Genomic DNA, 13,075 nt, shown 5'->3' on the forward strand with positions numbered 1-13,075 from the left:
CAGGTTCGGGACAGGGCGGGGGCGTTCCGAACGTTCAACTCGGGTGTTCTGAGCGTTGGACTCACGCGTTCTGGAGGTAGGACACGCGCGTTCTGAACGTAGGACACGCGGAGGTTAGGTGGTGGGGCCCGGGCCGGTCGAGTCGCGTTCGCGCAGTTCGGAGCTGAGCACGACCCGGCGGACGGGCAGGTCCGCGCCCTCCGCGAGCCGGTCCAGCGCCAGGTGCACCGCGGTGCGGCCGATGGCGTACTTCGGCGGACGCACGGCGGTCAGCGGCGGGTGGGCGAACCGCGCCACCTCGTCGTCGTACGCGACCACCGACAGGTCGCCGGGCACCCGGAGGCCCCGCTCCTCGGCCCGCTGCACCAGCGACACCGCCTCCCGGTCGGAGTGCACGACGAGCGCCGTCACGTGCCGCTCCGCGCACACGTCCAGCACCCGGTCGACGTCGACACCCCACGCGGGCTCGTAGTAGGCGGCCACGGAGACCTCAGGCGCGGCCGGCAGCCCGAGGTCCGCCACCGCGCCGAGCCACCCTTCCCGCACCTGCCCGGACGTGGGGCTGGTCGCGCTGACCACGAGCCCGATCCCGCGGTGCCCCCGGGCGTGCAGGTGCCGCACGGCCAGCTCCGCGCCGGCCGCGTGGTCGGTGCGCACCGACTCGACGTGCCGCCGGTACGGGCCCGACACCGCGGAACGCTCGACCAGCACCACCGGGACGGGCAACGCCGTCAGCCACGACACCAGCTCCTCGGCGTCCGCCCCGCGGGTGGGCGGCGCGACCAGCAGCGCGTCCACCGCGCCGCTGCCGATCATCCACTCCGCCTGGTGCCGCACGTCACCCACCTGGTACGACGCCCCGCGCAGCACAAGACGCGCGGACAGCTCGTGCGCGGTGTCCTGCGCGCCCCGGATGACCTCCGGCCAGTAGTAGTCCAGCGACGGCACGACCATCCCGACGGCGGGCGTGCCGTCCCCGGCCCGGCCGGCCGCCAGGGCCGCGCCGTCGGCGAGCAGCCGCACGCCGCCGTGCACCCGTTCGACCAGCCCTTCGGCGGCCAGCTCGTTCACGTCCCGCCGCACGGTGACCGGCGTGACGCCCATGACCCGGGCGATGTGCGCGATCCGCAGGACGCCCTGACCCGACAGGTGCTCCAGCAGCCACTGCCGCCGCGCGGCGGGCAGCATCGAGCCCCTGGTCTCCGTACCGGGCTGCTCCGCCATGACCGCCTGCTCGCCTCGTCACTCTGATCGAAACTGATCGGAACAACCAAACTGTACAGTCTTGCCCTTCCTTTGTGTCTGGGATTGACTGTTTCTGACCGTCACGCGAGGGAAACAGAAGGAAGGCGACGTACGTGGAGCAGCGCTACGCGACCGCGCCGCAGCAGGTCCCGTCCATGACCACGGACGACCTGCGGCGCCACTACCTGGTCGAAGACCTGTTCACCGACGACGAGGTGCGCGCGGTCCACAGCCACCACGACCGGGTCGTGCTGGCGGGCGCGCTGCCGCGCACCGGGCCGCTGAGCCTGCCGTCGTTCCCCGAGCTGCGGACGGACCGGTTCTTCGAGCGCCGCGAGGCGGGGATCGTCAACGTCGGCGGGCCGGGCACGGTGACCGTGGACGGCGAGGAGCACCGGCTCGCGCCGACCGCGTGCCTGTACGTCGGCCGGGGCGCGGGCGAGGTGTCGTTCGCGTCCGACGACGAGGCGGAGCCCGCCGCGTTCTACCTGTTCTCCGCGCCCGCGCACACCACGTACCCGACCGCGGCGGTCCAGCCCGGCGAGGGCACGGTGCGCGAGCTGGGCGACCCGCTGACCTCCAACCGCCGGACCCTCACCCAGTACATCCACGAGAACGGCGTGCGCAGCTGCCAGGTCGTGATGGGGGTGACGACGCTGCACGCGGGCAGCATGTGGAACACCATGCCCGCGCACACCCACGAGCGCCGGATGGAGGCGTACCTGTACTTCGGTCTGCCCGAGGACGCGCGGGTGGTGCACCTGCTGGGCGAGCCGCGGGAGACCCGGCACCTGATCGTGGCCGACCGGCAGGCGGTGATCTCGCCGCCGTGGTCGCTGCACAGCGGTGTGGGGACCGCCTCGTACAGCTTCGTGTGGGCGATGGCGGGGGAGAACCAGTCGTTCGACGACATGGACCCGCACCCGGCGGCGACGCTGCGATGAAGCCGGAGGTGGGAGAGCTGTTCGACCTGTCCGGCACGACGGCCGCGGTCACCGGGGCGAGCCGGGGCATCGGCCTGGCCGTGGCGCGGCTGCTGGCCGCCGCGGGCGCGGACGTGATCGGGATCAGCGGCTCGATGCCGGACGGCGCGAGCGCCGCGCGCGACGCGGTCGAGGGGGAGGGGCGCGCGTTCACGCCGGTGCGGACCGACCTGGCGGACGCGGGCCAGGTGGCCGAGCTGGGCGCGCTGCTGGTCGAGCGGGAGGTGGGCGTCCTGGTCAACAACGGGGGCACGATCCGCCGCGCGCCCGCCGCCGAGCACTCCGACGCCGACTTCGACCACGTGCTGAACGTCAACCTCCGGGCCACGTGGACGTTGTCGCGCGACGTCGGCCGGGCGATGCTGGCGCGCGGGTCGGGGCGGATCGTCACCGTCGCGTCGATGCTGAGCTTCCAGGGCGGGATCACCGTGCCGGGCTACACCGCGTCGAAGTCCGCCGTGGCGGGGCTGACCAAGGCCCTGGCCAACGAGTGGGCGCACCGCGGGGTCAACGTCAACGCCGTCGCGCCCGGCTACGTCACCACCGACAACACCGAGGCCCTGCGCGCCGACCCGGACCGCAACCGGTCCATCCTGGACCGGATCCCGGCGGGGCGCTGGGCCGAGCCGGAGGACATCGCCGGCGCGGTGCTGTTCCTGTGCTCGCGCGCGGCCGACTACGTGCACGGCGTCGTGCTCCCGGTCGACGGGGGCTGGCTGGCCCGATGACCGCGAACGGAACCGACCCCCGGCCACGACCGGCGCGACCACCGCTGCCGGCGCGACCACCGGGGCCCTGGCGGACAGCCGGCCGGGCGCGTGCGGGGGCGGACGCGGTGGGCCGGCGCGACCACGGCGGCCGGTCGTCCCACGTGCACGGACGCGCCGGGACGACCGATGACCGGCTGCGCGCCGGTCCGCGACCGGTGAGCGGATCGCGGCAGCCGGGCAGCCGGGCAGCCGGGCGGTCGGGCGGTCGGGCAGCCGGGCGGTCGGGCAGCCGGGCGGTCGGGCAGCCGGGCGGTCGGGCAGCGGGGGCGCGGTCGCGGTCGCCGGTGCCGGTCAGGCCGGCGGCGCGGTCGAGTCGCGCACGCGCAGGGACGGGGTGACGACCACCCGGTGCGTCGGGCGGTCCGGGTCCTGCAGCCTCGCGGCCAGCAGCGACACCGCCGCCCGGCCGATGGAGCGCCGCGGCGGGCGCACGGCGGTCAGCGCGGGCGTGAACAGCGCCGCCACCTCGTCGTCGTAGGCCACGACCGACAACTCCGCCGGCACCCGCACGCCGCGTTGCTCGGCGCGCTGCACCAGAGCCATCGCCTCGGTGTCGGCGTGCACGAGCACCGCCGTCGTCCCCGTCGACGCCAACCCGTCCAGCACGTCGTCCAGCGCGGTGTCCCACCCGGCCACGCCCGGCCTCGGCACGGACCGGTCCACGGTCGCGCCCCGGTCCAGCCCGGCCCCCGCGCACGCGTCGGACCAGCCCCGGCGCACCTGCGGCGAGGTCGGGCTGTGCTCGCTCGTCACCACGCCCACCTTGCGGTGCCCCAACGCCACCAGGTGGTGCACCGCCATGGCCGCGCCCAGGGCGTGGTCGGACACCACCGACTCCACGACGGCCTGCCGGGGGCCGACCGTCGCCGTGCGCTCGACCAGCACGACCGGCGTGTCGATGGTGCTCAGCCACTCGATCGTCGCGGCCGCGGACGGCGCGGTCAGGCTCGGCGCGGCGATCAGCCCGCACACGTCCTCGTGGTCCAGCAACCGCTCCAACTGCGGCCGGTCGTCGGCGCTCTCGTAGGACGACCCGCGCAGCAGCACCCGTAACCCCTGCGCCGACGCCTCCTCCTCCGCGCCGCGCACCACTTCCGGCCAGTAGTAGTCGAGCGAGGGCACCAGCATGCCCGCGGCGCCCGGCCGGACCGGCTCGGCCGGGACGTCGAACGGCTGCGGCCCGGCCGACGGCGGCGCGGTGGCGGGCAGCGTCGCCCCGCCGTGCACCCGGCGCAGCAGGCCCTCGCCGTCGAGGTGGGCGATGTCGCGGCGCAGCGTCACCGCCGTGACGCCCATCCGCTCGCTGAGGTCGGAGATCCGGACCACGCCGTCGCGGTGCAGCGCCTCCAGGATCGAGGCCCGCCTCCGCGCGGCGAGCGTGCGCGACTCGGAGTTCACGACGCTCCCGTCGCCGGCCCGGCCGGCGCCCCGGCCGCACCGTCCCCCACACGCGCTCTCGTCACCGGACGCCCTCCTGTCGTCGATCTCGCGTCAATTATGTCGTCGGCCCGCCGCGGCACCTCGCGGCGACCGGCCGCGCGTCGTCGCGCGTCGGAAGGCGCCGTTGTGAGGCTTGACACGATCACTCGTGCACGTATTTACTGCTTAACGCACAAAGCGATCAAAAACGAAAGCACCTGTGCCGTTTTTGCTCGAACGCCTTCGGAGCTGAAGGACGACCACATGCCGCCGGAATCCCTCGTGAGGGCAGCCGCACCGCGGACCGCCTGGACCCGCGACGAGTGGGCGGGCACGGCCGACGCCCTCCTGCGCGCGGTGCGCCCGTTCGGCTCGCCCCGCCACGCGCGCGTCACCCTGCCCGGCCCGGCCGGCGGGTACGGGTCCGACGTGGACGGCCTGGAGGGCTTCGCGCGGACGTTCCTGCTGGCCGGGTTCCGGCTGGCGGGCGAGCGCGGCGCGGACCCGGACAACCTGGCCGAGTGGTACGCCGAGGGCATCGCCGCGGGCACCGACCCCGCCTCGCCGGAGCGCTGGGTGCGGCTGGACGAGCACGCGCAGGCCAAGGTCGAAGCCGCCTCGCTGGCCCTGGCGCTGGACCTGACCCGGCCGTGGCTGTGGGACCGGCTGGACGCGGGCGTGCGGGAGCGGGTCGTGGACTACCTCGCGCCGGCCGTGGGCGACCCGACCTACCCGCGGATCAACTGGGTGTGGTTCCGGCTGGTGGCGCAGGCGTTCCTGCGGTCGGTCGGCGGTCCGTGGTCGGCCGACGACGTCGAGGAGGACCTGGCCACCCACGACGGTTTCCTGCGCGAGGACGGCTGGATGGCGGACGGGCACGAGCGCGCGTTCGACCACTACGTCGGCTGGGCGCTGCACGTCTACCCGCAGCTGTGGTCGCGCATGGCCGGGGCCGAGGGCTTCGCCGAACCGCGCCGGGAGCGGGACGCGGCGCTGCTCGACCGCTTCCTGCTCGACGCGGTGCGGCTGGTGGGCGGCGACGGGTCGCCGCTGCTCCAGGGCCGCAGCCTGACCTACCGGTTCGCCGCCGCGGCCCCGTTCTGGGCCGGCGTGCTTGCCGGGGTCCCGTCCACCCCGCCCGGGGTGCTGCGCCGGGCGGCGTCGAGCGTGGTGCGGCACTTCGTGGACCGGGGCGCGCCCGACGACCGCGGCCTGCTGACCCTGGGCTGGCACGGGCCGTGGCCGCGCCTCGCCCAGTCCTACTCGGGACCGGGGTCGCCGTACTGGGCGGTGAAGGGCATGCTCGGCCTGCTGCTGCCCGCCGACCACCCCGTGTGGACGGGCGACGAGCAGCCGCTCCCGATCGAGCGCGGCGACTACGTCGACGTGATCAAGGCCCCGGGCTGGCTGGTCAGCGGCACGGCCGCGGACGGCGTGGTGCGCGTGGTCAACCACGGCACCGACCACGCGGTCCCCGGCGACACCAGGACCGACTCCCCGCTCTACGCCCGCCTCGGCTACTCCACCGCGACCAGCCCGCTGCTGGACGAGCGGAGCTGGGTCGATCCCCGCGACCAGTCCGTCGTGCTGCTCGACGCGGACGGGCGGGCGTCGCACCGGGCCGGCATGGACCTCGGCCCGGTCGAAGTCCTCGACGTCGGCGGCGTGACCGTCGGCCGCGCGTCGTCGTCCGGCGTGGTGCGGTGGGTCGAGCCCGACGAGACCCAGCAGCACCACGGGTCGGGCTGGACGGGCCGCCACCACGACGCCGGGACCGTCACCGTGCACTCGCTGGTCCGCGGCCCGTGGGAGGTCCGGCTGGTCCGCGTGGACGGGGTCGCCCGCGACCGCCCGCCCGCGGCCCTGCGGCTGACCGGCTGGCCCGTCGCGGGCGCGGGCGTCGACGTCCGGTCCACCGACGACCCCGCCGTCGAGGCCGACGACGGCACCCGCTCCACCCTCACCGTCCTGCTGGGACGGACCACCGACTCCGGCGTGTCCGTGCACGAGGACGCCGGCCCGCTGGGACCGGTCGCCGCCGTCCCGTGGGCACGCTGCCCCGTCGTCCCCGGCGAGTGGTGCGCCGTGCTGCTCGAACTGGCGCGCCACCCCGGGCCACCGTCCACCGGGCCGCAGCTCCGGCTCCGGCGCGTCGGGCCGACGACCTGGGTCACCACCCGGTGGCCCGACGGCGCGCAGACCCGCACCGCGCTGTCCTGACCGGCGGGCCGCCCACCCGGCACGGCCCCCACCCCCGCTCTCCCCGTGGCTCGACCAGGAAGTGAAGGACCATGCGACACCGCCGTTCCCGGTGGACCGCCCTCGCGGCCGCCGTCACCGCCCTCTCCCTCACCGCGACCGCGTGCGGTTCCGACGAGCCCGCCGACAGCGGCGGTCCGGTCACCCTCACGATGAGCGCGTGGAGCCTCAACACCACCCCGGAGTTCAAGAAGCTCGCCGAGGCGTTCCACGCGAGCAACCCCGACGTCACGGTGGAGTTCAAGGAGTACGACGCCACCAACTACGACACCCAGCTCACCGCCGACCTGGCCGCCGGCAGCGCGCCCGACGTGTACGTGCTGAAGAACCTCAAGAACTTCATCACCTACCAGTCGGGCGAGCAGCTGCTGGACGTCTCGGACGTCGCGGGCGGCCTCGGCGACGGCGTCAACGGCCTGGGCAACTACAAGGTGGACGGCGCGACGTACGCCGTGCCCTACCGCCAGGACTCCTGGTACCTGTACTACAACAAGGACCTCTTCGCGGCCGCCGGGGTGACGCCGCCCGCCGGGGCGTGGACGTGGGCGGAGTACGAGAAGGCCGCGGCGGACCTGACCGCCGGCCTCAAGGCCGCGGGCTCCCCGGCCAAGGCCGTCTACCAGCACGTCTGGCAGTCCACCGTGCAGGGCCTGGCGCTGGCCCAGACGCCCGGCGCGGACCTGCTCAGCGGTGACTACGGCTACCTCGCGCCGTACTACCGGCGCGCCCTGCAGCTCCAGGACGCCGGTTCGCAGGTGGACTACGGCACGGCCACCACGAACACCCTCCAGTACCAGGCGCAGTTCGGCACGCAGCAGGCCGCGATGATGCTCATGGGCAGCTGGTACGTGGCGACCCTGATCGCGCAGCAGAAGAAGGGCGACGCGCAGGCGTTCCAGTGGGGTTTCGCCCCGGCCCCGCAGCGCGACGCGAGCACGAAGGACAAGCCGGTCACCTTCGGCGACCCCACGGGCCTGGGCGTCAACGCCGCGATCGACGAGGGCAAGGTGGCGGCGGCCAAGAAGTTCCTGGCGTTCGTCTCCGGCGAGGGCGGCGCGACCGCGTTGGCGTCGATCGGCATCACGCCCGCCACCCTGACCGACCCGGTCGTGCAGGCGTACTTCGGCGTGGAGGGCGTGCCGTCCGACGAGCTGTCCCGCTTCTCCTTCACCACGCACGACACCCGCGCGGAGAACCCCGTCTCGCCGCAGACGGCCGCGTTGCAGAACATCCTGCAGGAGACCCACTCCGCGATCATGTCCCGGAGCACGCCGGTGGACGAGGCGCTCAAGCAGGCGGGCGAGCGGGCGCGCAGCGAGGTGCTCGAATCCCGATGACGCCGTGCGGGCCCGGCGCGACGCCGGCCGGGCACGCACCGGTCCACCAGCACACCACCCGACCAGGAGCACAACGCCGATGAGCACCACGACGGTCGGCCGCCCGCGCGGCACCGCGGCGGACCGCGCCAGGCGGTCGCACCGGGCCCGCCGGTCACTGCAGGGCGTGTCGTTCGTCCTGCCGAACTTCCTCGGCTTCGGCCTGCTCACCCTGGGGCCGGTCGTCGCGCTGTTCTACATCTCCTTCACCAACTGGAACGTGTTCGGCACGGCCAAGTGGATCGGGCTGGACAACTTCACCCGGCTGCTCAAGGACGCGAGCTTCCACCGGGCGCTGCTCAACACCCTGTACTACTCCGCGTTCCACATCCCGCTCACGCTCGCCCTCTCGCTCGGGCTGGCGCTGCTGCTCAACCGCAAGCTGCGCGGGGTGGCGTTCTTCCGCACGGCCGCGTTCTTCCCCTACGTGACCTCGATCGTGGCCATCGCGATCGCGTGGAACCTGCTGTTCAGCCGCGACGCCGGGCCGATCAACCAGATCCTCGGCCTGGTCGGGGTCGACGACCCGCCCGGCTGGACCGCGTCGTCGGACTGGGCCATGCCCGCCGTGATCGTCGTCGGCGTCTGGCGCGAGATGGGCTACTACATGCTGCTGTTCCTGGCCGGGTTGCAGACCGTGCCGCCGGAGCTGCACGAGGCCGCCCGCATCGACGGCGCGAACGCCTGGCAACGCTTCCGCAACGTCACCCTGCCCTGCCTGCGCCCCACCACGTTCTTCGTCACCGTGATGCTCACCATCGGCAGCTTCAAGGTCTTCGACCTGATCCTGGTCATGACCAACGGCGGACCCGGCCAGTCCACCCTGGTGCTGTCCCAGTACATCTACCAGAAGGGCCTGGTCGAGAACCGGTTCGGCTACGCCTCGGCCATCTCCGTCGTGCTGTTCCTGCTCTGCATGGCGGTCACCGTCGTGCAGTTCCTCGTCAACCGCAGGAGGAACGCCTGATGGCCGCCCCGAACACCCTCGCCGACGCGACCGTCCCGGACGTCGTCGCGCCCCCGGACCGGCGCGACCGGCGGAGCCCCGCGGCGGGCCGGGTCGTGGGCTACGCCGTCCTGGCGCTGGCGGCGGCCGGGCTGCTGCTGCCGTTCTTCTGGATGGTCTCGTCGTCGTTGAAGACCGACAACGCCGTCTTCGCCATCCCCGTGCGCTGGTTCCCCGACTCGCCGCAGTGGTCGAACTACCTGGAGATCTGGCGCGTCTCCGACCTGGTGGTGTGGTTGAAGAACACCGTCTTCCTGTCGTTCGTGGTGACCGTGCTGCAGCTGTTCACCGGCAGCTTCGCCGCCTACGGGTTCGCCAAGGCCCGCTTCCCCGGCCGTGACCTGCTGTTCCTGCTCTACATCGGCACGATCGCGGTGCCGTGGCAGGCGTACATGATCCCGCAGTTCATCATGATGTCCGAGGTCGGCCTGACCAACACGCTGTGGTCGATCGTCGCGTTGCAGGCGTTCGGCGCGTTCGGCGTGTTCCTCATGCGCCAGTACTACGCGACCATCCCCGACGAGCTGTGCGAGGCCGCGCGCGTGGACGGCCTGAGCGAGTACGGCATCTACTTCCGGATCATGCTGCCGCTGTCGGTGCCCGCGCTGGCCGGCCTGGCCCTGCTGACGTTCGTCACCACCTGGAACGACTACCTCGGCCCGCTGATCTACCTGCGCGACCCCGACCTGTGGACCATCCAGCTCGGCCTCAAGTCGTTCGTCAGCGAGTACAACGCCGAGCACGCGTTGATCATGACCGGCTCGGTGCTGTCCGTGCTGCCCATCGCGGTCGTGTTCCTGCTCGGCCAGCGGTACTTCGTCCAGGGCATCGCCACCAGCGGGATGAAGGGCTGACGACGTGACCCACGAGACCTACGACCGGATCTTCACCACCGCCTACGCCCTGCTGGCCACCGGCGTGCTCGTGGTGCTCGCCGCCGCGCCGTTCCTGGCCGTGCTGCTGTTCACGCCGGTCACGACCAGCTGGCCGCTGCTGGTGCCCACCGCGCCGGTCCTCGGCCCGGCCGTGGCCGCCGCGCACGCCGTGTTCGCCGCCACCGCGCGGGACGGCGGCGCGCCGGTCGTCCGGGGCTTCGGGCGCGCGTGGCGCCGGCACGCCCGCCGGTCCTCGGCCGTGGCCGCCGCCGCTGCCGCCGTGCTGGTGGTGCTGGTCGTGGACGTCCACGCCGCCTGGGGCAGCCCGGTCGGGGCCGTCGCGATCCCGGTGCTGGTCGTGCTCGTCGCGCTCACCGCGGCGACCGCGCTGGTCGCGCTCACCGCCGTGGTCGAGCACCCCGACGTGCCCGTCCGGCGGCTGGCGAAGGCGTGCCTGTTCCTCGCGGTCCGGCGCGCCCACTTCACCGCGGTGTCGCTGGCGGCCCTGTGGGTGCTCGCGGCCGCGGTCGCCGCCCTGCCGGTGCCGGCGCTCGCCCTGCTCACCGGTCCCGCCCTCTACGTCGTGTGGGTGGGCAGCCGCGCGACCCTGCGGCCGCTCGGCCCGCTCGCGGCGCGCTGACCCGCGTCCACCCGTCCCGTCACCCCGTTCCGAGGGAGAAGCATGACCGCGGAAGCACACCGCGCCGCACCGACCACCACCGATCAGCCGGCCGCGGCCTGGGACGCCGCGGTGGCGACCGTCCGGCGCAACATCGCCGACTTCGACGCCTGGTACCCCGACGACACGACCACCGCCGGCGCCTACCGGCCCCGCACCCCGCGCGGCGGTCAACCCGAGGGGGCCAACGCGGGGTGGACGACCGGTTTCTGGCCGGGGATGCTGTGGCTCACCTGGGAGGGGACCGGCGACGAGGACGTGCTGGCGGCCGCCCGTCGCCAGGTCGACAGCTTCGCGGACCGCGTCGAGCGCGGCATCGACCTGGAGACCCACGACCTCGGGTTCCTGTACACGCTGTCGTGCGTGACGCCGTGGCGGCTGCTCGGCGACGACCGGGCGCGGCAGGCCGCGCTGGCGGCCGCCGGGCACCTGATGCGCCGGTTCCTGGAGCCCGCGGGCATCGTGCAGGCGTGGGGCGACCTGGCCGACCCGAGGCAGCGCGGCCGGACCATCATCGACAGCCTGATGAACATGCCGCTGCTGTACTGGGCGGGCGAGGCGACCGGCTCGGGGCACTTCGCCGACGCCGCCGTCCGCCACACCGAGCAGTTGCGGCGGCACATCATCCGGCCGGACGGCACCACGTTCCACACGTTCTACTGGGACGCCGAGACCGGCGAGCCCCTGCGCGGCGCGACCGAGCAGGGCCACCGGGACGGGTCGTGCTGGGCGCGCGGGCAGGCGTGGGGCGTCTACGGGTTCGCGCTGGGCTACCGGCACGCGGGGGAGCCCGCGTTCCTCGACGCGGCCCGGCGGTGCGCGGACCACTTCCTCTCCCGCCTGCCCGACGACCGGGTGGCCTACTGGGACCTCGTGTTCGCCGACGGCAGCGGCGAGGAGCGCGACTCCTCGGCCGCCGCCATCGCGGTGTGCGGGCTGTACGAGCTGGCGGACCACCTGGAGGACCGGGACGCCGCGGTGCGGTACCGGGCCGAGGGGGACGCCATCCTGGCCGCGCTCGCGGCGGGCTACGCGCCCGCGTCCGCCACCCCGGCCGCCCCGTTGCTGCTGCACGGCGTCTACGACAAGCCCAAGAACGTCGGCGTGGACGAGGGCACCCTGTGGGGCGACTACTTCTACCTGGAAGCCCTGTCCCGCCGGTTGCGCGCGGACTGGCGCAGCTACTGGTGAGGCGGGTGACGCACCTCATCGTTTGACCGTGCCGGGCGGCGGAAACCCCCGAAGGGCGTAACCGGTTCCACCTGGAGGCACGATGCACGAGACGGACACGGGGCACCCGGTCGCCAACCCCCGCCGGACCAGGTTGGGCGCGGACTGGACCGCCCGCTCCGCGACCGCGCCCGAGCGGTCGACCCCCGCGCCGAACCCCGCGCCGGGCGAGGGCGAACGCGCCATCGGCTGACCCGCCCCGGCCGCTCACCCCGCGGCACGCCCGACGCGGCCGGCGGCGTGGGCGGCCCCCGCCGATCGCCCCCGCCCGGCGGCTCGCCGTCCCCGCCGTCCGTCAGGTCGAACACCGTCCGACGCCCCGCCGGCGTGGCGCGTCGGGCCGTAGGGTGCGCGCCACGAGGCGATCGTCGGGCCCGCCGAAGGCCGGGGACGTGTGCGCGCCCCGTGTGACCCCGGGGATCGCCCGTCACCACGGCTCGCGCAGGCGTGCCGCGAAGTCCGGGTCCTCGGCGGCCAGCCGCCGTTCGACCTCCCGCAACGCCTTCCGCTCCCGCCGGGTCAGCCGGACGCGTCCCGGCCGGGCCGCCACGAGCCGGTGCCGCGCGCCGATCCCGGCGGTGACCAGACCGGTGGCGAGCGCGGTCGCCATCGCCGGTGTCCGGGCCGCGGACGCGATCAGCAGCCCGACGAGCACGCTCCACAACGGCCACCGCATCCCGACTCCTCCCCGTCGCCCGCTTCGATGCTCGCGCGGCGGCACGGGCGGCGGAAGGGCCGGAGGAGGCCGAAGACGCGGACGGCTGCTTGCCGGACACCGGCAACCGGTTCGACCGTTCACCGCCGTTCCGGCCCTCTCCGGCGGCCGGGGTTGCCAGACTCGTGCGCATGGCGCGAACCAGGCGGGCCTCCACGCCCGAGCACGAGCCGGGGCGGTGGGCGGAGATCGCCGACCGCGCGGCCCGGTACGCCAACGGCGTGCCCACCGACCTCCTCCGCGGCTACCTCGAAGGGCTGGACGAGGTCAGCGCGACCGGGCGGCGGCTGCGCCCGACCCAGTTGCGGGTCCGGCGCGAGGCGGGCGCGCGGGCGGCGGAGCGCGGCGTGCCCCTGCGCGGGGTGATCGACCTGCACCTGAGCGCCACCCGGTTGGCGTGGGCGTCGCTGTCGGGGGTGCGGGACGCGGTCGGCGCGGACGCCGTCCGGACGGCGGGGGAGGCGGTGCTGAAGGCCGCCGACGCCGCCGGGGTCGCCGTCGCCGAGGGCTACGAGGAT

General features: G+C 74.4%; 12 protein-coding genes and 1 pseudogene. 10 read left to right on the forward strand and 3 right to left on the reverse strand.

The genetic code is table 11. The features are described 5' to 3' along the window. Positions 1-114 precede the first annotated feature (114 nt). The gene (locus ACFXGA_RS36615) at positions 115-1,224 is read right to left on the reverse strand and encodes a substrate-binding domain-containing protein (RefSeq protein ID WP_378096529.1); all 1,110 of its coding nucleotides are present in this window, start codon (positions 1,222-1,224) and stop codon (positions 115-117) included. A 134-nt stretch (positions 1,225-1,358) separates the two neighbouring features. Here ACFXGA_RS36615 and kduI point away from each other — a divergent pair, with 134 nt between their 5' ends. Beyond that, positions 1,359-2,189 carry a 5-dehydro-4-deoxy-D-glucuronate isomerase gene (gene kduI / locus ACFXGA_RS36620; RefSeq protein WP_378096532.1) on the forward strand — a complete coding sequence of 277 codons (831 nt, stop codon included), beginning with the start codon at positions 1,359-1,361 and terminating at the stop codon, positions 2,187-2,189. After that, a complete protein-coding gene (locus tag ACFXGA_RS36625) occupies positions 2,186-2,956 on the forward strand; it encodes an SDR family oxidoreductase (protein WP_378096535.1) in 771 nt (256 codons plus the stop codon). Before kduI ends, ACFXGA_RS36625 begins: the two co-directional genes overlap by 4 nt. Positions 2,957-3,289: 333 nt before the next feature. Here ACFXGA_RS36625 and ACFXGA_RS36630 read toward each other — a convergent pair whose 3' ends face one another. Continuing rightward, a complete protein-coding gene (locus tag ACFXGA_RS36630; protein ID WP_378096538.1) occupies positions 3,290-4,396 on the reverse strand; it encodes a substrate-binding domain-containing protein in 1,107 nt (368 codons plus the stop codon). Positions 4,397-4,681: 285 nt separating this feature from the next. On the opposite strand from ACFXGA_RS36630, the gene ACFXGA_RS36635 reads away from it, so the two are divergent. The 7 genes from ACFXGA_RS36635 to ACFXGA_RS36665 all read left to right on the forward strand — a co-directional run bounded on the left by ACFXGA_RS36635 (position 4,682) and on the right by ACFXGA_RS36665 (position 12,035). After that, entirely contained in the window at positions 4,682-6,637 is a 1,956-nt protein-coding gene (locus ACFXGA_RS36635; RefSeq protein WP_378096541.1) for a DUF2264 domain-containing protein, read from the forward strand. Between the two features lie 71 nt (positions 6,638-6,708). After that, positions 6,709-8,013: an ABC transporter substrate-binding protein gene (locus tag ACFXGA_RS36640; RefSeq protein WP_378096544.1), complete on the forward strand. Its 1,305-nt coding sequence runs from the start codon at positions 6,709-6,711 to the stop codon at positions 8,011-8,013. Between the two features lie 79 nt (positions 8,014-8,092). Continuing rightward, a complete protein-coding gene (locus ACFXGA_RS36645; protein ID WP_378096547.1) occupies positions 8,093-9,019 on the forward strand; it encodes a carbohydrate ABC transporter permease in 927 nt (308 codons plus the stop codon). Beyond that, complete coding sequence (locus tag ACFXGA_RS36650) at positions 9,019-9,912, forward strand: carbohydrate ABC transporter permease (RefSeq protein WP_378096550.1); 894 nt, start codon at positions 9,019-9,021, stop codon at positions 9,910-9,912. Before ACFXGA_RS36645 ends, ACFXGA_RS36650 begins: the two co-directional genes overlap by 1 nt. A gap of 4 nt (positions 9,913-9,916) precedes the next feature. Beyond that, positions 9,917-10,573, forward strand: coding sequence for a hypothetical protein (locus ACFXGA_RS36655; protein ID WP_378096553.1), 657 nt, complete (start codon positions 9,917-9,919; stop codon positions 10,571-10,573). A 42-nt stretch (positions 10,574-10,615) separates the two neighbouring features. Then, the gene (locus tag ACFXGA_RS36660; protein ID WP_378096556.1) at positions 10,616-11,803 is read left to right on the forward strand and encodes a glycoside hydrolase family 88 protein; all 1,188 of its coding nucleotides are present in this window, start codon (positions 10,616-10,618) and stop codon (positions 11,801-11,803) included. Between the two features lie 82 nt (positions 11,804-11,885). Continuing rightward, positions 11,886-12,035 carry a hypothetical protein gene (locus ACFXGA_RS36665; protein WP_378096559.1) on the forward strand — a complete coding sequence of 50 codons (150 nt, stop codon included), beginning with the start codon at positions 11,886-11,888 and terminating at the stop codon, positions 12,033-12,035. A gap of 234 nt (positions 12,036-12,269) precedes the next feature. On the opposite strand, the gene ACFXGA_RS36670 is transcribed toward ACFXGA_RS36665, so the two are convergent. Next, positions 12,270-12,518 carry a DUF3040 domain-containing protein gene (locus tag ACFXGA_RS36670; RefSeq protein WP_378096562.1) on the reverse strand — a complete coding sequence of 83 codons (249 nt, stop codon included), beginning with the start codon at positions 12,516-12,518 and terminating at the stop codon, positions 12,270-12,272. Between the two features lie 170 nt (positions 12,519-12,688). Between ACFXGA_RS36670 and ACFXGA_RS36675 the strand changes: the two are divergent. After that, positions 12,689-13,075, forward strand: a pseudogene (locus ACFXGA_RS36675) (hypothetical protein); the annotation flags it as partial.

The organism is Actinosynnema sp. NPDC059335 (genome assembly GCF_042752395.1).
Lineage (GTDB): Bacteria > Actinomycetota > Actinomycetes > Mycobacteriales > Pseudonocardiaceae > Actinosynnema.